Source organism: Synechococcus sp. Cruz-7E5, assembly GCF_024345995.1.
GTDB lineage: Bacteria > Cyanobacteriota > Cyanobacteriia > PCC-6307 > Cyanobiaceae > Regnicoccus_A.
Genome location: NZ_JAGQCE010000006.1, coordinates 1 through 23,250, shown reverse-complemented (window position 1 = coordinate 23,250; position 23,250 = coordinate 1). Strand labels below are relative to the sequence as shown.

The following is a 23,250-nucleotide window of genomic DNA, read 5'->3' as shown; positions in this document are numbered from 1 at the left end:
ATCCGATTGCTGCGGTTCAATGGCGGTTACAGGAAATCACCCGGTCATTGCACTGGGAATCGATGCTCCGAATGCCGATCTGCTTCTGGCTGCAATGGATGATGGAGATCTCCCCTTTCTGGCCAGGATGCGCGAGCAAGGCGCGATCGGCACATGCACGCACACCAAACTGTTTCGCAACGAATCCTGTTGGGATGTTTTCCTTTCTGGCCAGTCTTTGCAGAATCCAGGATCCAGCTTCGATGCCGAAACATATTGCTATGCCAATCTGTCTGTACATCAAAAACTTGGTTCAACACCTCTGTTCTATTCCGGTTACCTTTCTAACCACATCTGTGTGTTCGATCTGCCGGCACCGATCGCTCGTCGGCTCAATGGCGTTCAAATCACCGGCTGGGGTAGTGAGCTCAATGCCTGCGCACCCATGAGCCAGCCCGAGGGGCTGTTGGCGAAGCTTGAGGCCATGCATGGACTAAATCCTCGATTCGAGGATGGCCTCCAGTCGGTGATTGATCCGATCTCAGGTCTGGCGGAGCGCTCAGTTCCGCTTCCCAGTCTTTACGTCGAGCAGGACCTGCTGCGTTTGAAGAGGCAACTGCTTGAATCGATCCGCCGTCGTACGGCGATCTGTGCGGACCTTCTGCAAGCAGATCGCTGGGATCTCTTCCTTGCGCTTTACTCAGAATGCCATACAGCCAACCATATGCTCTGGCACTTGTGCCATGACCATCCCCTTGGCCCTGATTCTGACAAGGGCAGCTCGACTTTCGGGGAGATCTATCGTGAAATCGACAGCTCTATCGCCAAGCTGCATGCGTTGGCCGATCGAAAGGCATCATTTGTTGTCTATACCATTGACCATACGGTTTCCAATCGGATGGATGTGCCAACCATGGCTCTTCTGCCTGAGCTGCTCTATCGCTGGGCTTTCCCTGGTCAGCAGGCGATTGGATCAGTCTTCTCGGCCGGATCGCCGCTCCCCTCCCCGCGCTTGGACTACGCCAAGCACTGGAAGGCCGAGGTCTGGACAACCGTTGCGGAGGCAGCAAAGGCTCGGATCGCCAGCCCGTTTGAGCAGGAAGCTGAGGCAGATCCGCTCAGTTGGAATCCGGCCAACTGGTATAAGAATCTCTGGCCCCGGATGCGCGCCTTCGCGCTCCCCAGCGTGTCCGATGGCTATGTGCGTCTGAACGTGTGTGGGCGGGAAGCCCATGGCCTCATCAATCCGGCGGAGTTTGGTCACATACTGTTGGAGTTGCGTAACCTGCTGTTGGGTTGTGTCAACCCACGCACGGGTCGGCCCTTGGTTCATGATGCGCTGATCATGCGTGACACGCCATTGCAAAGGCCTGATGTGCCGCCCGATCTGGTCGTGCGATGGAGTGAGTCAGGTCCTCCGGCCGATGCATTGGAGTGCGAGGAGTTTGGACGGATCGGGCCTCTTCCCTTCTTCCGCTCAGGCGGGCATGTGATGCATGGCACGGAGGTCAGTAGTCTTCTTTTAGTTCTTGGTCCGGCCATTCAGCCGGGCACCTCCCTGCGATCTGGTCGACTTGAGGATGTGCCGGCAACGATTCTGACTTTGGCAGGTCTGCCATTGGATGAGAATATGGATGGGGAGAGTTTGATCTGAAAACCATCAGAATTACCCTTCATGACTACCACACCGACCCAGCACTTTCCCAGCGTGATGGCGTCAATCTGGCTCACGAGAGCATTGCCTGGCTGTTGAAGCATCGGCCAGGCACTGGCTTGGATGTTCGTTTTCATGATTTTAACAGGCTGCTTGCCGATGACTCCTATGCAATTGAGATATTAGGCAGCACTGATTGCGTAGTTAGCAATGTGGGGCCTCATGCCCATTATTATTTTTATCTGCGGGAGCGCTTCCGGCTTGCATTTCGTATTATCAGGGATGTGCGCACGGCTCTGTGGAGTAGCTATCTATTCCAGGAGTATCTCTGCCATTCTTTGCTGAGAAGTGATGATACTCTTCTGGTTTCTAGTTTTTATGCTCGTGGTGTCTATGAGGCGCTTTTCCCAAGAACTGCATTATACCCCACGCTATTGTGCTATCCATTGTCGGCCTGTTTCCCGGAGCGCCAGAGTGTTTGGCGGCAGCACACAATAAGGCCAGAATCAGATCTTACTCTTGGTTATCTTGGGCGCATTTCGGAAGACAAGAACTTTCCGGATCTCATTCGGTTGCTGATTGAGCTCCATGCAACGTCTCCGTCATCGATCGGCCGTCGCTTTCGGCTCTTTGCCTGCGGGCATGTCCATTCGCCCAGTTGTCATCCACGGTTGGTTGCTCGAACGTTGGAAGAGGCTCTTGGTTTTTCCGATGTGTTTCGCTATTTCCCTGCTTGCGCTCACGGTGAGATCTGGGACTTTCTGGCTCAGATCGATGTGCTCCTCTTCCCAAGCACCTCCAATCTGGAGACCCTTGGCCGGGTTCTTGTTGAGGCAAGCTTTGCGGGGGTGCCAGTGATTTGTGGCGATCATGCTGCTGCTTCTGAGTTGGTGAATCCAATGTATCTCTGCCCAGTTCGGTATGAGCGAGGCCGCTGGTATGATTGCCACAATGACTATTCGCTTGGCCGCACTGACATTGAGAAGATGCGACAATGCATTCTCTTGAAAAGTATACAGCCATCTAATTGCATCGATTCATACAGTAGTCATCCTGTTCGTTTTCTTGCGGCTTTGAGTGCAACTGGAGTAGATCTTATTAGGTTGGTCGAGCCTCTGCTGCTCACCGAGTCGCAGCATGACTTTATTCGGTCGATCAGAATTTCCATGCCTTCATTCCCGCGTCGATCGTCTGGTTCGCTTGAGCTCATCAGTTCACTCATTCCCTGGTTCCTTGGCCTTCAGGGCCTCACGCCTGACCTGCCCCGAGCTCACTGGACTGACCGCTTGCTGAGGTTGACAAAGCAGCGGGATAGAACGGCTCGATTCATTGAGCGAACAAGAGAGACGAATCAGGATTTCACCGATGTTGGAGCCATAGATATTGAACTCTGCACCGTTGCGAACTTTCTGCCAACTTTTTCGTTGCAGTGAGCTCTGACCTCTTTGTCTGTGATCAGATGCTGGTTGGCCACGCCCAGGATCTCAACGTCCGGCGGCCTTGAGCACAATCTTGATCGTCTTGAAAAGGATCAGCAGATCCAGCCAGACACTGCTGTTGCGCAGGTAAAAGAGGTCGTAGCTCAGCTTCAGTTCAGCGTCCTCCATGGTGGAGCTGTAAGGCATATTCACCTGGGCCCAGCCGCTCAGGCCCGGCCGGATCCAGTGCCGTAGCCGGTAATTGGGAATGCGCCGCTCAAGGTCCGTCTCCAGCTCGGGGCGCTCCGGCCTCGGGCCGATCAGGCTCATCTCTCCCCGCAGCACATTGATCAGCTGGGGCAGCTCATCGAGGCGGGTGCGCCGCAGCCACTGGCCCACCGGCGTGATGCGTCCGTCGTTCGGCCCCGACCAGATCGCCTCCCCCTCGTCCTCCGCATCGGGGACCATCGTGCGCAGTTTGATCACCTCGAAGCGCTTCCCCTGCAGGCCAGTGCGCCACTGCCGGTAGAGCACAGGCCCCCCATCGTTCAGGCGGATCAGCACCGCCGCAAAGGCCAGCACCGGGGTGCAGATCAGCAGCAGCAGCAGGCTCACCATCACATCGGCATAGCGCTTGAGCTGGCGCTCGAAGCCGCCACTGCGCTGATCGCCGCGATCGGAGAACAGCAGCCACCGATCCACCACCCAGCGGGGCGGGATCCGCTGCAGCTCCTGCTCGGCCGCCAGGGCCAGGGAGGTGACGGGTCGATCCTCCCCCAAGGCCCAGACGCAGATGTCGAGCCCGTCGGGCTGGTCGAGAACCCCCTGGCTGAGAGCAAGACCACTGCTCTCATTGCCCGTCGGTCCAGCCACCAGCTGGGTCATGTCCTGGCTGAACGCATGGATGGGGGGAGCCTTGATCGCACCGATCCGTTCCCATTCCCTGCGGATCGCCTCCTGCTCCGCGGGCAGGCTGACGATCTCCCAATGATCCTGGCGGGTGGCGTGGGCCAGCTGGCGCAACAGCAGCCGCACCCCACCACTCCAGAGCGCCGCCAGGGCGAACAGGGGCAGCAGGCTGCCGCGGTGCAGCAGGGTCACCTCGGGGGCCGTGCGCAACAGCCAGCCCAGCACGGCACCGCTGGCCGTGGTGGCCGAACTGGTGATAGCCAGGCGCACCACCAGCTGGCTCCAGCGCAGACGCCGCATCTTGACCAGGGTGAACGATCCGAACAGCCAGCCGAGGCTGAGATAGATCGCCACCAGCATCACCAGCAGGGGCAGTTGATTCTCGAGAAAGCCATCCCGCTCCCGGTCGATCCAGGCCGCCAACAGGCTGACGCCGAGGGCATCGAGTCCCGCGGCCAGGGCCAGCCAGCGGCGGTGGCGGAGCCAGTGCACTAGGCCATGGCCTCCACGGCAGCGGCGGTGCTGCCGCCCAACTGGAAGCAGGCATGAACCGCCTGCAGGGCCCTGACCCCATCGGCTTCCGCCACCACACAGCTGGTGCGGATCTCGCTGGTGGCGATCATTTCGATGTTCACCCCGGCCTCCGACAAGGCCCGGAACATGCGGGCGGCAGTGCCGGGAGTGCAGGGCATGCCGGCGCCCACGGCGCTGACCCGGGCTATGGCCAGGCCTTCTTCGAAGCGTGCCTCCGGCCAGGGGGCAAGCACCGGTTGCAGGGCCTGCCGGGCTCGGTTGAGGTCGTCGCGGCGCAGGGTGAAGCTCATGTCACGTCTGAGCTGGGGGGCTGAGCCATGGGTGCGCTCCGACTGGACGATGGTGTCGAGGCTGATGCCGGCATCGGCCAGGGCACGGCAGACGGCTGCGGCGGTGCCGGGACGATCGGGCACCTGGCGGACCACCACCTGGGCCTGGTCGCGGTCGAGGGCCACCCCGCGCACCGCCGGATCATTAACGTTGCATGGGAGCGGGTTCTGGTGCAGTTGGTGCTCCTGCAGTTCGAACACCTCGGCGGCGGCGCGCAGGGCCCGAGCTCCCTGGCTTCCCTCCACCAGGCAGCTCACCTTCACTTCGCTGGTGGCGATCATGCGCAGGTTGATGCCGTAGCGGGCCAGGGTGTCGAACAGGCGTGCGGCGATGCCGGGCCGCCCCATGATCCCGGCTCCGGAAATGCTGAGTTTGGCCAGCCCCGCCTGGGTGCTCAGGGCGCCGTCCTCCACCCCCAGCGTCTGCAAAAGGCCCCGGCAGACTTCCCGGGCGGCGTCCAGCTGGCTCTCCGAGAGGGTGAAGGCGATGTCGTTGCTGGCGCCGACGTGGGTGGCCTGCACGATCAGATCCACATTCAGCTGGGCTGCTGAGAGGGCCTCGAACAGCAGGGCGGCCACCCCGGGGTGATCGGGCACCCGGGTGAGGGCCAGCACCGCCTGCTGGCTCTCCAGTTCCGCCCCGTCCACCGGGCGGCCCAGTTCCAGTCCCTCGCTGCCGATCGGCCGGGGCATGCCGCTGGTGAGCCGGGTGCCGGGCGCATCGCTCCAACTGGAGCGCACCACCAGGGGCACGCCGTAGTTGCGGGCGATCTCGACGGCCCGGGGATGCAGCACCGCCGCACCGAGGCTGGCCAGCTCAAGCATCTCGTTGCAGCTCACCTCCTCCATCAGCTGGGCATCGCTCACCTGGCGCGGGTCGGTGGTGAGCACCCCGGGCACATCGGTGAAGATCTCGCAGGCGTCGGCCCCCAGGGCGGCGGCAAGGGCCACGGCGGAGGTGTCGGAGCCGCCTCGGCCCAGGGTGGTGATCTCAGGTGTGCCGGCACTGCCACTGCTGGTGCCCTGGAAGCCGGCTACCACCACCACCTGGCCATCCTCGAGCCGTTTGCGCAGCCGCTCGGTGCGAACTTCAAGGATGCGGGCGCGGCCGTGGGCTGACTCGGTCACGATGCCCACCTGGGCCCCCGTCATCGAGACGGCCGGCACGCCGAGGCTGTGCAGGGCCATGGCCAGCAGGGCGATCGAGACCTGCTCGCCCGTGGCCAGCAGCATGTCCATCTCCCGCTGGGGAGGCTCAGGGCAGAGCGCCCTCGCCAGGGAGGTGAGCTCATCAGTGGTGTGGCCCATCGCCGAGACCACGATCACCAGGTCGTGGCCCTGCTCCCGGCTGGCGGCGATCCGCCGCGCCACCGCCTGGATCCGCTCCACGCTGCCGACGGAGGTTCCCCCGAATTTCTGAACCAGCAGGGCCATTCCGCTCGGGAGATGTGATGGGATGCCGCGATTATCGGGCGGTGGCCAGCAGCAGCCCATCGCGAAAGGCCTCACCGGCCTCGGTGCCCCGTTTGAGGGCGGCCTCCACCTCCAGCACCTGGGCCAGCATCGTCAGCAGGCGCGCTGGGCTCCGCCCGCGGATCTGCCGGCGCATCACGTAAATCCGCTTGGGGTTGCCGATGCCGGCCGCCTTGGCGATCACGGTCACGTCCTGCTCGCCCCGGCTCTCCAGCAGGCAGACCCACAGCCAGCCCCGGACCTGGCTGGTGAGCGAGGCCACCAGCCGCAGGGCCGGCTCCCCCGCCTGCAGCAGGTCGTCGACCAGGGCGATGGCCTCACCGGCGTTCCCCTCAAGCAGGGCATCCCCCACGGCCAGGGCAGTGGTGCTGTGGCCGCCCACAAGGGCCATCACCGCCGCGACCTGCACCGGTGCCTTGCCGCTGTAAAGCGCCAGCTTCTCCAGCTCGCTGCTCAACCGGGCACTGTCGCTGCCGATCGCCTCCGCCAGGGCTTCGGCGGCTCCCGCCGCCAGGGTCACCCCCAGCTCCCGCGCCGTGCGCGCCACCAGCTCCACAAGGCCGGCTCCATCCCAGGCCGATGGCAGCTGAAAACTCTTTTCCAGGGCCCGTTGTCTCAGGGCCTTGGTGGTGCGCAGGCGGGCATCGGGTTTGCCGCTGCCCACCAGCACCAGGTGGCAGCTCTCGGGAATCAGGTCAAGGCAGGCGTCCAGCTGGCTGGCCAGCTCAGCCGAGCAAGCGCTGGTGAAGGGACTGCGCTGCAGCAGCACCAGCCGGGAACCGCCGCCGAAGGGCGGCGTGCGTGCCTCACTCAGGGCCTGCGACGCCTGGGCGGAGTCGGAGCCGTCGAGGCGGGTGAGGTTGATGCTGTGCCAGGCCGGATCCACTTCCCTGTTGATCAGGTCTTCGATCGCCCGGGTCCTGGCGGCCTCGTCGTCACCCCAGTAGAGATGGATGGGCATGGGGCGGCCTGGCTTGGATCTGGATCATCCGATCTTCAGTGAAAGTGTGAGGCGTATCCGCCAGTGGCTGGGCCCCACCGATCTGGATCCGGTGCAGCAGGAGGTGCTTGAGCGCCTGGTGCACAGCAGCGGTGATCTGGCGATCGCGGCCGACCTGCGCTTCAGCGCCGAGGCCTGCGCCCGGGGACTGCAGGCCCTGGCCGCCGGATCGGTGATCCTCACCGACACGGCCATGGCGGCTGCGGCCGTCACACCGATGAGCCGGCGCACCTTCGCCAACCCGGTGCGCAGCATTCTCGAATGGGCGCCGGCCGTTGCGCCGCCGGGCGGCACGCGTACGGCCGAGGGCATGGCGGCGGCCCTGGCGGCCTGCCCCGGGGCGGTGGTGCTGATCGGCAGTGCCCCCACCGCACTGGAGCGCCTGCTCGATCAGCCCGGCGGCGCCAGTCAGCCGGCCCTGGTGATCGGCATGCCGGTGGGCTTCGTGGGGGTGGCCGAGAGCAAGCGGCGCCTGGCCGCCAGTGATCTGCCCCAGATCCGGCTCGAGGGCAGCAAGGGCGGCGCTGGCCTGGTGGGAGCCACCTGCAACGCCCTGCTCCGCCGGGCCTGGCTGGATCGGCAGCGTGGGGCCCCGCGGCCTCTGGTGCCTGTGGCCGTGGGGGAGCTGATCGACAAGCTCACCATCCTGGCGATCAAGCGCGAACGAATCGTCGAGCCCGAGCGCGCCCGTCATGTGTGCGCCGAGTTCGATCAGCTCCAGGCCGTGGCCCAGCAGCTGGGCCTGGGGGATGGCGAGGGCGTCGTGGCGGAGCTGGGCCGACAGCTCGAGGGGGTGAACCGGGAGCTCTGGGATGTGGAGGAGGCGATCCGCGCCCAGGAGCGGGTCGGCCGCTTCGACGCCGAATTTGTCGCCCTGGCGCGATCGGTCTATCGCCTCAACGATGTGCGGGCCGCCCTCAAGCGCCGCATCAATCAATGCAGCGGTTCTGCCCTGGTGGAGGAGAAGTCGTACGGGGGGGACTGAGGGGGCTGGCGATCGACGTTCCGCCGGGCCTGGCTGGATCGTTTCTGACGCCCTAGGCGGCGGCCTGAAGTCCCACCGCCACGTGGCTGTTGGCCTCGATCCGTCCGAGCACCTGGCGGGCCCGCTGCACCACCTGGGGCGGCACCCCTGCCAGCCGGGCCGCCTCGATGCCGTAGCTGCGGCTGGCGCCACCCGGACGCACCTGATGCAGAAACAGCAGATGATCGCCCGTTTCCTCCACCAGCACCTGGTAGTTGGCGACGCCCGGCAGCAGTGAGGCCAGTTCGTTGAGCTCGTGGTAGTGGGTGGCGAACACCGCCCGGGCCCGCAGCCCCGCCGCCAGGTGTTCCGCCACCGCCCAGGCGATCGAGAGGCCATCGAAGGTGGCGGTGCCGCGGCCGATCTCATCGAGCAGCACCAGGGAGCGGTCAGTGGCGTGGTGAAGGATATTGGCGGTCTCGGCCATCTCCACCATGAAGGTGGATTGGCCCGTGGCCAGGTCATCGACGGCCCCCACCCGGGTGAAGATGCGATCGGCCAGGCCCATGCGGGCCGATCGGGCCGGGATCCAGCTGCCGATCTGAGCCATCAGCTGCAGCAGCCCGTTCTGGCGCAGATAGCAGCTCTTGCCGCTGGCATTGGGTCCGGTGAGCACCACCAGGTCGGGGCGCCCCTCCTCCCCCAGGTGCAGATCGTTGGCGCTGAACGACTCTTCCACCAGCAGCTGTTCCACCACCGGGTGCCGTCCCGCCTCCACCTGCAGGCAGCGGCTGTGCTCAAGCTGCGGCCGGCAGTAGCCCTGGGTGGCGGCCACCTCCGCCAGCGAGGCCAGGGCATCGAGGCCGGCCACACGCCTGGCGGCCTGACGGATCGGTCCAGCCAGCTCCCCCACATGCTGGCGCAGCTGGCTGAACAGCTCGTATTCACGCTGGGCGGCCCGGGCCCGCAACTGCAGGATGCGGCCTTCACGGGCCTTGAGCTCGGGGGTGACGAAACGCTCCTCGTTGGCCAGGGTCTGGCGCCGGATCCAGTGCTCCGGCACCCGCTCGGCCCGGGCCCGGCTCACTGAAAGGAAGTAGCCGAAGCTGCGGTGAAACTGCAGCCGCAGGGCAGGGATGCCGCTGCGCTGGCGCTCCCCCTGCTCCTGGGCAGCCAGCCACTGGTCCTGATCGTCGAGCCGGTTGCGCAGCCCATCGAGGCGGCTGTCGACGCCGTCGTGGATCAGGCCCCCATCGTTGAGGCTGAGCGGGGGTGCCACCACCAACGTGTGGCGCACCAGGGCCGCCAGCTGCGCCAGCTGCGGATCGCGCTGCTGAAGGGGGCCGAACACGGTCGCGTCCACCGACTCCAGCAGGGCGGCGAGGCGGGGCAGGCGCTCCAGTCCATCGGCTAGGGCCACCAGATCCCGGGCCGAGGCGCTGCCGGCCCCGGCCCTGCCCGCCAGGCGCTCCAGATCGCCCATGGGCCGCAGCAACCGGCGCAGGGCCAGCCGCAGTGGCCGTTGCTGCACCAGCACACCGATGCCCTCCTGACGAGCCTCGATCGCCTTGATGTCCATCAGGGGGGCCTCCAGCCAGCGGCGCAGGGCCCGGGCGCCCATGGCGGTCATGGTGCGATCCAGGGCCCAGAGCAGGGACCCCTGAAACTGTCCGTCCCGCTGGGTCTGGGTGATCTCCAGGTTGCGGCGGGTCTGGGCATCGAGCACCAGCTGATCGCTGCGCTGCAGAAGGGTGGGCAGATCCAGGGGGATTTGCCCCAGGGTGTTGCGGCTGGTGCTGGCAATGGCGGTGGCTTCAGCTGGCTCGTCGGTGGCCGGCTGGGTGTCATCGAGGTAGCGCACCAGGCCGCCGGCGGCCCTCAGGGCCAGGGGCGCCTCGCCCAGGCCGAGGCCCTCGAGGCTGGCCAGCTCGAAGCGCTCCAGCAGGGTGCGGCGTGCCTCCGGCAGGGTGAAGGGGGTGAGCGGCAGCGGTGTGCGGTGGATCGACTCCGGCGCCCAGGCCGGCCCGCTGGGTTCGTCGCTGGGCTCGGCACTGGGCCAGAGCAGCTCGGCCGGCTGCAGCTGCAGCAGATCCTGGTGCAGCTGATCACTGCCCTGGCGCTGCATCAGCTGGAATTCGCCGGTGCTCACATCGGCCACAGCCAGCCCCCACTGGCCCTGCTCCAGCACCACGGCCGCCAGCCAGTTGTTGCGGCGTGCCGCCAGCATCCCCTCCTCCAGCACGGTGCCGGGGGTGAGAACGCGGGTGATCCCCCGCCTGAGCAGGGCGCCCGGTGCCGGCGTGCTCTCCAGCTGGTCGCAGAGGGCCACGGCGAGGCCGCGGCGCACCAGTTCGCCGCAGTAGCGCTCGGCGGCGTGGTGGGGGATGCCGGCCATCGGCACCCGTCCGATCCGTTTGCCTCCCTCCTTGCCGGTGAGGGTGAGCTCCAGCAGCCGCGACACCCGGATGGCGTCCTCGAAGAAGCACTCGAAGAAGTCGCCGAGGCGGTATAGCAGCACCCGCTCGGGATGGGCGGCCTTCAGTTCCACGTAGTGGCGCAGCACCGGTGGCAGCGCCTCCGGATCCACCAGGCTGTGGTGGTGCCAGGGGGGCAGCGCATCGGCGGGCTCCCCGGACTCAGCCGACTCCTCGGCCTCGGCGACCGGCGCTGTTCCGTCGGCTTTGGGATCGGCTGTCCTGGCCTGGCGCCGCCGGGGGCGGGCGGTGGCCTCGGCGATCAGGGCCTCGTCGTCCAGCTCGGTTCCGGCCGGGGCAGCGCTCACTGAGTTGAGCGTGGATGCTTCAGAGCCAGGGGCCGCTGATGGCTCGCTGGGGCCGAACAGGCTCCCCTGCACCGCCGCAGAGGCGATCAGGGACAACTGTGTCTGGGCCTCCTCCGTCACGCTTCGCCCGCACCAGAGCGCGATCGTAGGTGGGTCGGCATGGACCCTTGAGCAAGTCGCGCAGGGCCTTGCGCTGACGGCCCCTCCCGACAAGTTGTGAAGGATCGCGAGCCGCCTTCCTGATCGGCCGTAACGGCGTGAAACAATCGTTTTCCAGCACGCACAGGCCCCCGCCGGACCCATGCAGATCCTCAACACCCTCACCGTTCTGGCCCTGGTGGTGATGTCGTTTGCCCTCGTGGTCGCGGTTCCCGTGCTCTACGCCAGCACCGACGACAGCGGTCGCTCCAACCGCCTGATCCTGCTGGGTGGTGCCGCCTGGGTGGCCCTGGTGCTGCTCAACTGGGGCATGAGCTATTTCGTAGTCTGAGCAGGCCCGCCGCACCAGGCCCTTGGCCGTTTTCGAAGGACGCTTCACCGACGTCAGCGGCTTGCGCATCGCCATCGTTGTCGGTCGTTTCAACGATCTGGTCACAGGCAAACTGCTCAGCGCCTGCCTGGATGCTCTCTCTCGCCACGGCATCGACACCAGTCCCAGCAGCGAACAGCTGGATCTGGCCTGGGTGCCAGGCAGTTTCGAGATTCCGCTGGTGGCCCAGCGCCTGGCAGCTACGGGCCGATATCAGGTGCTTATAACCCTGGGCGCCGTGATCAAGGGGGACACCCCCCATTTCGACTACGTCTGCGCAGAGGTCAGCAAGGGGGTGGCTGCTGTGTCGCGCAGCACTGGCGTGCCGGTGATCTTCGGTGTGCTCACCACCGACACGATGCAACAGGCCCTGGAGCGGGCGGGCATCAAGAGCAACCTCGGCTGGAGCTATGCCCTGCAGGCGCTTGAGATGGGCAGCCTGATGGCGACGCTGCCGGGTTGAGCACCATGAGCTGGGGCCAGCCGGCCGCTGACCAGTCGCCCAGGGTGTTTCCTCAGCGGCGCCTGGTTCTGGTGATCGTCGCCTTTCACCCGTCGCTCCGCGAGGTCGAGAGACTGGCTTCCTGCCTGAAGGCTCTGGCTGCCTGGATCGGTGTCGTGGTGGTTGCCAACGACCACAAGTTTGGAGAGCCGGTCGACCGTCTTTCCCCGATTGCCGACCTGTTCCTGCGGAGCAGCGACAATCTTGGTTATGGCCGAGCCGTGAATCTGGCTGTGGCGACACTGCAATCCAGTGGGCGCCTGCCGCCGCTGATCGGAGCTCTCAATACCGATCTCGGCTGGAGCTCAGGCAGCATCGAGTCGCTCGGCGAGTGGCTGGAGGCGCATCCTGAGGTGGTGCTGGCCGTGCCGAGGATTGAGGACCCTGCAGGACAGGAGCAGGCGCTCTGCAAGCAGGATCCAACGCTCCTGGCCTTGCTGAGCAGGCGTTTCTGGCCGCAATGGCTCAAACCAGCCTGGCTGCGTCGCTATGACGCGGACTATGTGATGGTGGATAGCGATCTGAATGGGGTCTTTGATGTGCCCTATTTGAGCGGCTGTTGCATGCTGATCCGCTCCCGGGCTTTTCTGGAAGTGGGAGGATTCGACCCGAGGTTCTTTCTTTATCTTGAGGACGCCGACCTGACGCGCATGATGCGGGCCCGTGGTCGCTGCGTTCACCTGCCCGTGGCCTCAATTCAACACAACTGGGGCAGGGGCAATCACCACAGCTGGTGGCTGACCCTGGTGAATTTTCAGAGTGCCTGGCTGTATTTCAGGAAGTGGGGGTTTCGCTGGCTCTGAAGAGGCATCAACCAAGCCGGCGCTTGACGCCTCCAATCCCCTCGTTGCGCAGCACCTCCCATCCCTTGCGGCCCAGAGCAAGGCCGCTTCTGGGATCACGGATGGCCTGCTGAAGCAGAGACGGCAAAGAGAGCGGTGCCTGATCTGTCTCCGCCGCGCCGAAGAACCCTGGGGTGAGGGATGCGGTGAGCTTGTTACGGGCGGCCTCCTGCCGCTGGGGGACGAACAGATCGGGATATTCCTTCTGGGCAGTGGATGCCCACCACTGGTCATAATCTCCCGCCAGAAATGGATCAGGGAAGCGTCGCTGCAGATCCCGTCGCAGGCGGTAGATCAGCCGCTGATCACGGCTGATCGCCGTGCCATCGCTGAATGCCATGTAGGACCAGCGGCGATGGGTCAGGGGATCTGTGGCCAGAGGTTTGATTTTGTCGCTGTACCACTGAATCAGTTCCGCCATGGCAGGATTGTCGCCGCCATTCTTGAGGGCCATGACCCGGTGAGCGCCACTGTCGAAGCCGGTGAAATGATAGAAGCCCAGAGGTTCGCCATCCACTTCAAAGGCGTGATCCGGTGTGGTTGTAAGGGTGCGTGTAGTGATGTTCCATGTGGCCAGATTGTGGCGACCTGAGCGCATGATCGCCACGTCGGTGAACAGCGCGGGTACCAGGTCGATCCAGCGCTGGTCAGTGAAGAGGCCATTGGGAATATCGTCACGGCAGAAGAAGTAGGTGCGATCGCTCCACCACTTCGCAAAATCACGGCCCGTTGGTGTGTTGGCAACGGCAATGAAGCCAAGGTTGTAGATGCCATGCTTGAGGCTGCAGATTTCATTGTCAATCACCGCGGCCAAAGTGGTTTCTGGTCTGGTTTGATGCGGGGTCAGGAGAATCGAGGCTTCATCCAGTGCCTCCGCGATGTCGTCCAGCCTGGAAAAGACAACGGTGTCGGGGTCGAGATAGAGCACCTTCCCCCCTTCGCCGCTGATATCAAGCAACCGCCTCAGCATGAATGGCTTGGCGGCCGTGGCCAGTTCCGTGATCGTGTGGCAAAAAGCCCAACCGCGCCATTCCTCGATTCCCAGTTCCGAAATCGGGGTGACTGCATCCAGCGGCTCATCGCTGAGATCGAGATCAGCCGGTAACTCGTCGACCAGGAGAAGATGCAGCTTCCACTCTGGATGATGTCGGCGCAGTGAGTGAAACAGAATCCGCACCTTCGGAAGATAGTTCAGTGCGGCACTGGTGAAGACGTGGATGTTCTGAGGCATCATGATCACCTGAGAGGTTGGGAGCTGCTGGGGAAGATGGACTGGCGAGGATCTGTTCAGGGATCCCTTGAAGAAGCGGTTTCATCGGCCAGTCGATGCAGGTTCTCCAGGATGGAATCCGGTTCTCTGGATGGCAGGACAATGCCCTTGGCGTAACGCCTGATGCGCTCGGCCGGGGCCCCCAGGTCGAAGCAGGCAACTGGAAGATCAAGCTGCATCACTTCTTCGGCGACGAAGGAAAATGTTTCTGGCCAGATCGACGGAATCAGCATCACCGTGATCCCCGACTGTTCGATCAGGGCCGGAAGTTCCGTGTGGGTGTAGGGACCTGATTGCCGCAGGATGGTTGGATCGGCATGGCTTTCAAGCGTGCCGATCACCACGATGCGTTCCTGTCCGCCTGCGCGCTTGATGGCATCAGCCAGTTGGCGCACCACCTCCGAACCCTTGTGGAATCCGATCTGTCCCACAATGCCGATCGTGAACTGATCCTGGGCCGGCCATGGAATCCTGCGGGCCTGCAGATAGTTCACGGTGTGGGGCCGCACCTGGATCGCTCGGTCATCGAGGACGGCCCCATAGGCCCGCCGCAGCAACTGGGCCGAGCTTTCAGAGAAGGCGAGGATGGTGTCCGCAGCACCGATCAGGGGAGCCCAGGCCTGCCTCCAGGTTTCGATATCACCGCCGTAGAGGGTCGTGAACCCGTGGGGATTGCGAGGCAGACAACGCCGGCAGGTGGCCAGATCGGGGATGTTGCAGAAGGTCCCGTCGGCGTCGAGCAGAAAGTGGGAGGGACAGATGCTGAAGTAGTCGTGCAGCAGGACTGTGAGCCTGGCGCCACTCTGTTGTTTCAGCGCCACCAGCAGAGCCGGGATCGACTCCGCCTGGGAGAACGAGACGGCGGTGTTGTAGGTGATGCTCGCAAGCGGCTGGTCAGCCAGAGCGTCCAGCAGTTCGCTTGTGCTCTCGAGTGAAAACCGCAGGCGCTTCCGGGCCGTTTCCACCAGCAGCATCGGGCTGAGGCTGGCCAGATGAAAGGTCAGAACCAGCACCGTCGCGCCTCGATCCCGATGCTCGTCCACCAGCCGCTGGCGGTACTGGTTGGCGCCTCCACCAAGGCGGTGATCCACGATCAGATGGGTTTCCGGATCACCACCCTCCGGGTCTGTGCCCTTCAGCAGCGCCTGCCAGGCCGGGGGGGTGGGGAGTGGAGCCTGGGGCCGATCCGCCAGCTGACGGCTGACCTTCTCCCGCAAACTGCCGAAGCGCCCGGTGGCGACCAGCAGCAGGGCCCGGCGGGCGTAGTACCTCAGAGTGCGCAGGCCGATCAGCAGGCGATGCCACCGGCCCTGCGTCGCGAAAGCCCCTTGCCACCGTTCGCTGGCGATGGTCACCTCCACGGCTCGTCCGTCCTCCAGCTGCCCGGCGATGCGCAGTTGATCGCTGGATCGGGGTCTGCGGGGCCAGGCGCCTACGGCCACGAAGCCGGAATGGAGGCTGGACGGGTACCGCGGGTGTACTGCCTTGACATCGGGTCGCGGCTTTCCAGCGGCGAGCGGAATCCTGCCTACCACTCGCCCTCCCGGCTCCACCAGCTCCAGCTCCAGCTCCTCGGTGCGGCTCCGGGTGTCGAACAGCCAGCCTGTCATGAACACCGTCGTTTCACGCTGCTGGATCACCTCCAGCTCCCAGATCGCCGTCATGGCTGCATGGCCGGCTTGAACGGGTCGTGGACGGCCCATGGCAGCTCCAGCCAGGGATGACGGTGCTGAAGCAGCCGGCTGATCCGCCTGAGCCCGCGCCGGGTCGAAGTGGCGGTCATCGACTGATCATGGCTTCGGTAGATCGCCAGAATCTGGGGACAGAGCACACCGTGAAATCCGGCCTCGATCAACTGGCACCAGAAGTCGTAATCCTCCCAGCCGCCCTCGATGTGGGTGTAGCCGCCCACCGTTTCCCAGGCCGAGCGCCGGATCAGGGCCATGGCATCGATCTGATTGCCGCCTTCCAGCCATCCGCGCTGCCAGCTGATCCGGCTCAGGAGTGATCTGGACAAGAGCTGGTCGGAGGGGCCGTGCCGGTGCACCATCACCAGCGGATGGACCACGACGGTATCCGCCGGCGAGGCTTCCGCCACCGCGAGGCAGGCTGCCACGGCCCGGGGATGCAGGGCGTTGTCGGCATCTAGAACGAAGCACCAGGGTGCTGCGGTGGCAGCGAAGGCTGTGTTCCTTGCCGCCGCCAGGCCACCGTTGCGGTCATGTTCCAGCAGCTGGCAGCGGCTGAAGCGGTCGCCGTGCGTTTCCAGCCAGGTCCGCACCAGCGCCGCTCCCCCATCGCTCGAGGCATCGTCCACGACGATCAGCTCGAGCTGCGCGGCGCTCTGGCCGTGAACACTCTCCAGGGCCTCGAGGATCCGATCGGCGTAGTTGAACAGGCTGATGCAGACGCTTGCCCTTGGGGGGACGTCACCCCGGCCCCCCTGCCAAAGAACGCTGGCCTCGGGCTGGGGCGTGATGGGGGGGAGTGGCTCCGGGCAGCCGCTCCAGCGCCAGCTCAGCTCTTCCCGCAGCTCCGAGGGGCATAACGGAGCACTGAAGTATTGGGTTGGCAGCCACTGCGCCCCAGGGACTGGACCTTGCGGCGGCAGATCCGGCGGCCGCAGGGCCCTCCAAGCCCGCGCCGCGACCTCTCCGTTGAAGGAGGCGTCGGCACCCTCCCATGGATCGATGCGCACCAGCTGGAGCCCCAGCCGTGATGCCGCATCCAGCCAGCTGGCCAGCAGCCTGGCCTCCTCCACCGTTTTCAGCTCCAGCTGATCGAAGCCGGGGAGACAGACCAGGGATGGATCCGACCCCGGTTCCAGCTCCTGCTCCCAGGCTTCTCCAGCTGTTCCGAGGCAGAGCAGCACGGTGCTCTGCCCCGCGCTGCCAGCCCCCAGGCCGGCTCGCAGCGCCCCTGGGGGCGGCAGGCCCAGCCTGGCACTGGCTGCCTGCAGATCACCCTCGCGTCCCAGCCAGCCCGCTGCGCCCTCGCCGGGCTCCAGGGGATGGGCCTGGATTCCCAGCCGCTGGAGCAGAATGACCCTCTCCGGGTCGGGATCCAGCACCAGGGGAAAGGCGCACCAGGCCACCAGCGCCAGGCTCTCGGCTCCGCTGGGCAGCTCGCGCAACTGCAGAGCCACCGCCGCCTCGTTGCCTGTGTCGTCCTGATCCGGGTCCAGGGGCTCGAAGCCTTCCGGTAGAGGGCAGTGCTGCAGCCAGGCATGCAGGGTCCAGTCCCTGAGATGGCTGCCCAGAGCCACCACCCGGCAGCGGCGCGGCCATTGGGCGCCAGGGTCGCGCTCCGGGGGGCGCTCCGGGAAGCCTTCGGCCGGAGCCCGGCGGATCTGCTGCAGATCGGGGGCGCCCAGTCCGTGCTTCAACCAGTGCTGCAGCCGGGCTTCCCCCGCAGCGGGGTCGCCCCCGGCGCAGGCCAGGGCCGCGGCGCGCCAGGGATGGAAGGCAGGGGCCACCGCTGGCTCGCCGGCAGGGGGATCCGGCCGGCTCCAGACCCTGCTCCAGCCCGAGCGCAGCCTGCTGCTGGGGCTGCGCTCGGGCTGGAGGACCTCCAATTGCGATGGGGCGAGAGCCGAGCGCAGCCGCTCCCGTCGCCGCTCCCCGGACGCCCCCTGGAGGGCTGACAGGGCCTGGAGCTGCCTGTGAAGCCGGCGCACCTGGTGGTGGAGGGGCAGGGGCAGGCGATCCTGCGGCAGGTTGCGGCGATGTTCGGGCCGGATCCGCCCCAGGGCCTCGGCCCGCTGCAGCGAGGGTGTCGTTTCCAGCCCGCAGAACCGGGCCAGCCGATCCAGCTGCCGCTCGGCTGCGTTCGGCTCGAACCAGGCGTCGTAGTCGATGAGCAGCATCGGCAGGCCCGCGCCATCAAGCAACACCTGCCGGTTGTGCTTCCACCAGAGCTGCTGGGCCCGCCACGGGGTCATTCCTGCTGCCTGGCCGTCCCGGCGCACCAGGGACAGCATCACCTCGGCTGGATCGCGCACCCCAGGCACCAGACGCAGGGGCAGATCCAGTTGGCCGGCCACCTCGCGCCACAGCGGCAACAGCAGGCTCGTGCGGGGATCCTTAACGGCCCAGGGCCCGACCTGGTGGCGCTGCTCGCTGACGAGGATCTCCAGCAGCCTCTCCCGGACCGTGCGGGTGGCGGGCGCCTCCAGCCAGCCGGCGGGCAGGGGGAGTACTCCATCCGCGCTGGGCCACCATCGCCCCAGATCGATCAGCAGCTGCTCCTGAAGGGCCGTGATGTCTTCCCGCTCGTAATAGCCCTCGGGGTTGTGCGGGTCCCCATCGATGAGCTTGCCGGGCACGGCGACCCCCAGCGCCGGCAGCAGGGACCCGAGCAGGGAGGTGCCACTGCGGTGCATGCCGAGCAGCAGGATCAGGGGTGCGCGCCCGGATCCGCTCATGGCGAGGCTTGTCGCAGCAAGGTGGAGCTGGCTGGTCGTGTTCCGTACACCCGCTGCTCCCAGGCGGCCCAGAGTGGATTCACGGCGTAGAGGCCCGCCGTGGAGATCGGCTCCAGCTGGGAGCTGGTGGTGGCGCCCGACGGTGGGGCCGCATTCTCCTGGGGCAGGGTCTCGGGCTGCAGCCGCCGCGTGCCTGCCGGAAGCAGGGGAAGCAGGTGCCGGTTCAGATCGTCGGCGATGTGTTCCAGGCGCAGGCTGGTGACGTGCTCGTCCAGCTCGAAATAGCGCAGCCACCAGTCGGCGGCCACCCAGACCCCACCGAGGCGCAATGAATAAAAGAGGCCCTGCTGGACCGGCTCGAAGGCAAGATCCGGCAGGGACAGGTGCCGCCGCTTGTGCTGCCAGTCGCTCAACAGCCAGCTGTCCAGCCGCCGGATGGTGATGAAACGCCGCCGCGATCCTGCCCGCCAGTCCTCCCCTGCTTCACGCAGGGCGATGGAGTCGTGCTTGGCGCGATCGCCGTCGGGATCGATGCTGATGCCGGGAAAGGCCCAGGTGCGGAACAGGCGGTTCATCGAGGTGCCCCCCGTCTTGGGGAGGTGGAGCCAGAGGAATCGCTCGGCGATGATCATGCTCCGCAGCTCCGTTCCCGAGGGGTGAGTGTATGGAAGGATCTCTCCCGGTTTTTCTGGGGCTGGGGGTGCAAAAAGGGGGTACCACCACGCTGCACGGATGGTTGTCCTCCCATCCCCAGGTTCACCTGCCGCCGGTCAAGGAACTGCACTATTTCAGTCTGCACCACGAGCGCGGACCCGCCTGGTACGCCGCCCGGTTCGCTGATGCTCCGCCAGGCTCGCTCTGCGGCGACATCACGCCTTACTACATCTTCCATCCAGAGGCACCGCGCCGGATTCAGGCCCTGCTGCCCGAGGTCCGTCTGATCGTGCTGCTGCGGGACCCTGTGGACCGTGCGCTCTCGCAGTACTTCCACTCCAGGCGCCTGGGGTTCGAACCCCTGGAGCTGGAGGAGGCCCTGGCGGCCGAGCCGGAGCGGCTGGCGGGCGCCGAGCAGGTGCTGCGCGCCGATGGGGGACGCCACCGCAGCCACCAGGAGCACAGCTACGTGAGCCGCAGCCGCTACGAGCAGCAGCTGGCGCGCTACCAGGCACTGTTTGCCCCCGAGCAGCTGCTGGTGCTGCGCAGCGAAGATCTCTTTGCCGGCAGCCCGGAGCTCTGGCGCCGGCTGCTGACGTTTCTGGAGCTGGCGCCCTGGCAGCCACCGGCGCCGGCGGTGGCCAATGCCGGCGGCGGTGAGGCGCTGGCGGTGCCGGCGGCGGTGAGGCAGCGGCTGCGTGCGCAGCTGGATTCCACCTACCAAGCCATGGCCCGCGACTGCGGCATCAGCTGGGAGCCGCCTACGGTGCGGATGCGGTGAGGGCCCGCGCCCTGCGATGGACGTCTACTCCATCAATATGACCAGGTGATCACTTACACCAGGTGCCAATCTGGCGTGGCTTTCCGTACGCATCACAAGAGCGGCATTGACGCGGACGGCTACCAGCCTGACCTCTTTGCCAGAGCCAGTGAGTTGATTTAGGAGTCGTGGCTTTGACGGGAGCTGCAGCTCAGCGAGGCCAGTCTGGCCGGCCGGACTTGCACTGGTGAGGAAGACTCGAGCCTTCGTCCCCAGCCTCTGATATGCCGACAACCAACGCACTTTGCTTGTGGTTGTGCCGGATTCGCCTGGTTGCCGCGTTGACGCAGGTGTGCTCAGGGAAGCCCTGCAACCGCTGCAGGACGCCAAGGGATGAATTCCGCTGTGCTGACCTGGCGGATATGACCTTCATGCTCACCTGACCAAGAACTCTCTGCGAGACGGCCGGTTCATGCAGGATGGCCCGCAATGGATGAAGGGCTGATGGTCTCCCTGGCGCTGCAGCAGCCCCAACCCTGCGACCGCACTATCCAGGCAGCTGCCCCCGCACGCTGGATCGAGGGTCTGGAGCTGGCCAGGGCCGCGGCCACATTCCTGGTGTTGTGGGTCCATGGCATCGATCTGCTGCCGGAACCCTGGCGGCCTTACGCCAACCCCGCTTTTCTGCGCCCCGGCTGGTGGGGCGTACGGATCTTCTTCGCCATGAGTGGCTACCTGATCGGCCGGGAGGTGCTGCAGGTGATCCTCAGGCATTCCCGCAAGGGGTCCGTCACCTTTCTGTTGCGCCGCTGGCTGCGCACGGTGCCCACTTACTGGATGGTGCTGGCCGCCCTGGTGGTGCTCCAGCCGGGCCGCTGGGCTGGAGAGGTGGTGTGGCGCAATGCCCTGTTTCTGCACAGCCTCACTTCCGTGGAGCCGAGCTTGCTGGAGGTGGCCTGGAGCCTGGTGATCGAGGAATGGTCCTATCTGATTCTCGGTGTGATCGGCCTGGTGGTTGTGGGCCTGTGGCGCCGTCCACCCGATCGGCGGGTGGTGCTCTGGATCTCCACGGCAGTGGTGGTGGCGGTGATCGTGATATCGATGGCTGTGCGGCTTCGTTATGTCGCAGGGCCCGACCCCAGCTGGGGGGTGCTTAAGAAGGTGCTGACGCTGCAACTCGACTCCCTGGCCTACGGGGCCCTGTTGGCCCTGGCGGCGGCGGCGGCACCGGCCCTGTTCCAACGTCTGAGTCAGGGAACCTGGCGGTATCTTGCCGCCTGCCTGGCGGTGATGATGCTGTTCAGCCTGGTCCTGCGCCAGCAGGGGGATCTGGGCTGGATCTCCGAAACGCTGGGCTGGCAGTGCCTGGCGGTGCTGGGCTATCCACTGTCGGGCCTGCTGAGCTGCTGGTTCCTGCTTGCCCTCTGGCCGTTCAGCTTCACGATGCTCTGGGCACCCCTGGTGCTGCCGATCAGGACCCTCTCCACGGTGAGCTACAGCCTCTACCTGTTGCATCTGCCACTGCACCACTGGTTCGTGGGCCCAGCGCCTGGCCTGGCCCCCTTTCTGGCCTATCTGGCCGTGTCGATCGGGTTGTCCTGGCTGGCCTGGTGGGTGCTGGAGAAACCATTTCTGAGCCTGCGCAGGTATCTGCGCTGACACGGATGGCTCGACCTACATTTCTCTTAGGACTTGGTGCCCAGAAGGCGGGAACCACCTGGCTGCACGACTATCTGAGCGTGAACGGCCTCGTGCAGTTCGGTGGTCGAAAGGAGTACCACGTGCTCGATTCCTATTTCGGCCTGGAGCCCAATGCCCAGCTGATGCGGTTCAGAAGGCTGGCCCTGTTGATGCAGGACTATCACAAGAATGGGCCGAATGAGAAGCTCAACCGGGATCTGGTCCAAGTGCTTCGCTACAGCCTGATGGGCCTGGATCTTCAGGCTTACCGGGATCATTTCATCACCCTGGCCAGGGAACACCATGTTGTGGGTGACATCACCCCATCCTATTGCGGGCTCAGCGCCGATCAGCTGCGTGAGGTGAGGAATCTGCTGGCGCCCCATTTCCGCCTGAGGGTGATCTACCTGATCCGCGATCCCGTGGAGCGTTTATTCTCGATGTGCAAGCACCACTCCCGCGCCTCCTGGTCGCCCGGCTATGGGCGCGATCCTCTGGCCCTCTACGATGAAGCCCTCCAGGACGGAGGTTTGCCTGGCGGCTATCGCTCCGATTACGGCAGAACCCTTGCTGCCATTGATGCAGCCTTCGCGCCTGCCGATGTCCTGATTGAATTTTACGAATCCCTCTTTCAGGAGTGCTCGATCCGCCAGATCACCAATTTTCTTGGTGTTCGCTTCACCGATCCTGATTTCCACAGGCGGCCCAATGCAGACCAGTCTGACCTGAGACTGACGCCGGACCGCCTTCTCCAAGGCCATCAACAGTTGGCCAGCGTTTATGCGATCCTGGAAGCGCGTTTCCCTGGTCGTTACCCTGCTGTTGCGAAGACATGAGACTGCCTTTTAGATGAAAGCCCATTTCATCAATCTTGAATCCGAGCAGACCCGGCGGGAGGCTCTATGGGTGCATCTCACCGCAGAAGGTTTTGAGCCGGTTCGTTTCAGGGCCTGCACACCTGCTGATCTTCCCCCGATTTTGAATGATCTGCCTGTGCTGAACGAGCCCAGGCAGCTGGCGTGTCTCACCAGTCATCTTCGCCTGCTGCGAGAGATTGGCGCTGAACCCGGCGATCCGGATGATGCGGCGCTGATCCTGGAGGACGACTGCCTGCTTCGGCCCGGACTTCGCCTCGACAGATTGCTGAGCAAGGCACCTCCTGATTGGCAGATCCTTCAACTGGGCCTGAACAATCCTGCCCACACCGAGCGCTTGCTGAACCTGCAGCTCAAGCACCGCATCCTCTGGGTGCGCTGGGAGCCACATTTCTGGGGAGCTTTTGCGTATTTGGTCAGGAGATCGGCGGCGAGGTTGCTGGCTGACCGCTTTCTGCCTGAAGGTGCAGCACTTGACCTGCGGGGGACCTGTCGTCCTGACCGAAGCGTGGCCGACTTCCTCCTCTATGACAATGTGCTCACTTAGGGACTCCTGAAAAAGCAGACTGCAGGCTCGATGCGAATGCTGCCAGCTAGAGGCGCGTAGGCTGCTCGCACACACATTTATACAGCGACCAGTGAATCAGCCATTTCAAGCTGCCAAATGTTCCTG

The 23,250-nt window shown here is 65.1% G+C and carries 17 protein-coding genes and 1 pseudogene; 10 read left to right on the top strand and 8 right to left on the bottom strand.

The window, feature by feature from the left end:
* The first annotated feature begins 19 nt into the window (after positions 1 to 19).
* Entirely contained in the window at positions 20 to 1,633 is a 1,614-nt protein-coding gene (locus tag KBY77_RS08630; RefSeq protein WP_255103232.1) for a hypothetical protein, read from the top strand.
* A gap of 119 nt (positions 1,634 to 1,752) precedes the next feature.
* Entirely contained in the window at positions 1,753 to 3,066 is a 1,314-nt protein-coding gene (locus KBY77_RS08625; protein ID WP_255103230.1) for a glycosyltransferase, read from the top strand.
* A 51-nt stretch (positions 3,067 to 3,117) separates the two neighbouring features.
* Here KBY77_RS08625 and KBY77_RS08620 read toward each other — a convergent pair whose 3' ends face one another.
* The 3 genes from KBY77_RS08620 to holA are packed head-to-tail and all read right to left on the bottom strand — an operon-like array spanning position 3,118 to position 7,257.
* Complete coding sequence (locus KBY77_RS08620) at positions 3,118 to 4,452, bottom strand: sugar transferase (protein WP_255103228.1); 1,335 nt, start codon at positions 4,450 to 4,452, stop codon at positions 3,118 to 3,120.
* Positions 4,452 to 6,257 (bottom strand): aspartate kinase, encoded by a 1,806-nt coding sequence (locus KBY77_RS08615; protein WP_255103226.1) that lies wholly within the window; start codon positions 6,255 to 6,257, stop codon positions 4,452 to 4,454. The genes KBY77_RS08620 and KBY77_RS08615 overlap by 1 nt, the downstream gene beginning before the upstream one ends.
* A 31-nt stretch (positions 6,258 to 6,288) precedes the next feature.
* Positions 6,289 to 7,257: a DNA polymerase III subunit delta gene (gene holA, locus KBY77_RS08610; protein ID WP_255103224.1), complete on the bottom strand. Its 969-nt coding sequence runs from the start codon at positions 7,255 to 7,257 to the stop codon at positions 6,289 to 6,291.
* Between holA and KBY77_RS08605 the strand changes: the two are divergent.
* Positions 7,250 to 7,876: pseudogene (locus KBY77_RS08605) on the top strand (precorrin-8X methylmutase); the annotation flags it as partial. The gene holA and the pseudogene KBY77_RS08605 sit on opposite strands and share 8 nt — an antisense overlap.
* Before the next feature lie 457 nt (positions 7,877 to 8,333).
* Here the strand turns inward: KBY77_RS08605 and mutS are convergent.
* Positions 8,334 to 11,162, bottom strand: a complete 2,829-nt coding sequence (gene mutS / locus KBY77_RS08600) for a DNA mismatch repair protein MutS (protein ID WP_255103222.1) — start codon at positions 11,160 to 11,162, stop codon at positions 8,334 to 8,336.
* A 181-nt stretch (positions 11,163 to 11,343) separates the two neighbouring features.
* Here mutS and psbZ point away from each other — a divergent pair, with 181 nt between their 5' ends.
* Genes psbZ through KBY77_RS08585 form a run of 3 tightly spaced genes read left to right on the top strand, consistent with a single transcriptional unit; the run spans position 11,344 to position 12,876 of the window.
* Positions 11,344 to 11,532: a photosystem II reaction center protein PsbZ gene (gene psbZ, locus KBY77_RS08595; RefSeq protein WP_094554848.1), complete on the top strand. Its 189-nt coding sequence runs from the start codon at positions 11,344 to 11,346 to the stop codon at positions 11,530 to 11,532.
* Between the two features lie 22 nt (positions 11,533 to 11,554).
* The gene (ribH, locus tag KBY77_RS08590; protein ID WP_255103220.1) at positions 11,555 to 12,034 is read left to right on the top strand and encodes a 6,7-dimethyl-8-ribityllumazine synthase; all 480 of its coding nucleotides are present in this window, start codon (positions 11,555 to 11,557) and stop codon (positions 12,032 to 12,034) included.
* A gap of 5 nt (positions 12,035 to 12,039) precedes the next feature.
* Positions 12,040 to 12,876 (top strand): glycosyltransferase family 2 protein, encoded by an 837-nt coding sequence (locus KBY77_RS08585; RefSeq protein WP_255103217.1) that lies wholly within the window; start codon positions 12,040 to 12,042, stop codon positions 12,874 to 12,876.
* 7 nt (positions 12,877 to 12,883) lie between these two features.
* Here KBY77_RS08585 and KBY77_RS08580 read toward each other — a convergent pair whose 3' ends face one another.
* From KBY77_RS08580 to KBY77_RS08565, 4 genes are read right to left on the bottom strand one after another with little or no spacing between them, the layout of a single operon-like run.
* Positions 12,884 to 14,146 carry a glycosyl transferase gene (locus tag KBY77_RS08580; RefSeq protein ID WP_255103214.1) on the bottom strand — a complete coding sequence of 421 codons (1,263 nt, stop codon included), beginning with the start codon at positions 14,144 to 14,146 and terminating at the stop codon, positions 12,884 to 12,886.
* Between the two features lie 56 nt (positions 14,147 to 14,202).
* On the bottom strand, positions 14,203 to 15,888 hold the full coding sequence (locus KBY77_RS08575; protein WP_255103212.1) for a glycosyltransferase: 1,686 nt from the start codon (positions 15,886 to 15,888) through the stop codon (positions 14,203 to 14,205).
* The gene (locus KBY77_RS08570; protein WP_255103210.1) at positions 15,846 to 18,608 is read right to left on the bottom strand and encodes a glycosyltransferase; all 2,763 of its coding nucleotides are present in this window, start codon (positions 18,606 to 18,608) and stop codon (positions 15,846 to 15,848) included. Before KBY77_RS08570 ends, KBY77_RS08575 begins: the two co-directional genes overlap by 43 nt.
* Complete coding sequence (locus KBY77_RS08565; RefSeq protein WP_255103208.1) at positions 18,605 to 19,240, bottom strand: hypothetical protein; 636 nt, start codon at positions 19,238 to 19,240, stop codon at positions 18,605 to 18,607. Before KBY77_RS08565 ends, KBY77_RS08570 begins: the two co-directional genes overlap by 4 nt.
* A gap of 32 nt (positions 19,241 to 19,272) precedes the next feature.
* On the opposite strand from KBY77_RS08565, the gene KBY77_RS08560 reads away from it, so the two are divergent.
* The 4 genes from KBY77_RS08560 (at position 19,273) to KBY77_RS08545 (ending at position 23,124) form a co-directional block, all read left to right on the top strand.
* Positions 19,273 to 20,043, top strand: a complete 771-nt coding sequence (locus KBY77_RS08560) for a sulfotransferase (protein ID WP_255103206.1) — start codon at positions 19,273 to 19,275, stop codon at positions 20,041 to 20,043.
* 483 nt (positions 20,044 to 20,526) lie between these two features.
* Positions 20,527 to 21,681 (top strand): acyltransferase, encoded by a 1,155-nt coding sequence (locus KBY77_RS08555; RefSeq protein ID WP_255103204.1) that lies wholly within the window; start codon positions 20,527 to 20,529, stop codon positions 21,679 to 21,681.
* The gene (locus tag KBY77_RS08550; RefSeq protein WP_255103202.1) at positions 21,633 to 22,538 is read left to right on the top strand and encodes a sulfotransferase domain-containing protein; all 906 of its coding nucleotides are present in this window, start codon (positions 21,633 to 21,635) and stop codon (positions 22,536 to 22,538) included. Before KBY77_RS08555 ends, KBY77_RS08550 begins: the two co-directional genes overlap by 49 nt.
* A 142-nt stretch (positions 22,539 to 22,680) precedes the next feature.
* A complete protein-coding gene (locus KBY77_RS08545) occupies positions 22,681 to 23,124 on the top strand; it encodes a hypothetical protein (RefSeq protein ID WP_255103200.1) in 444 nt (147 codons plus the stop codon).
* Positions 23,125 to 23,250 lie beyond the last annotated feature (126 nt).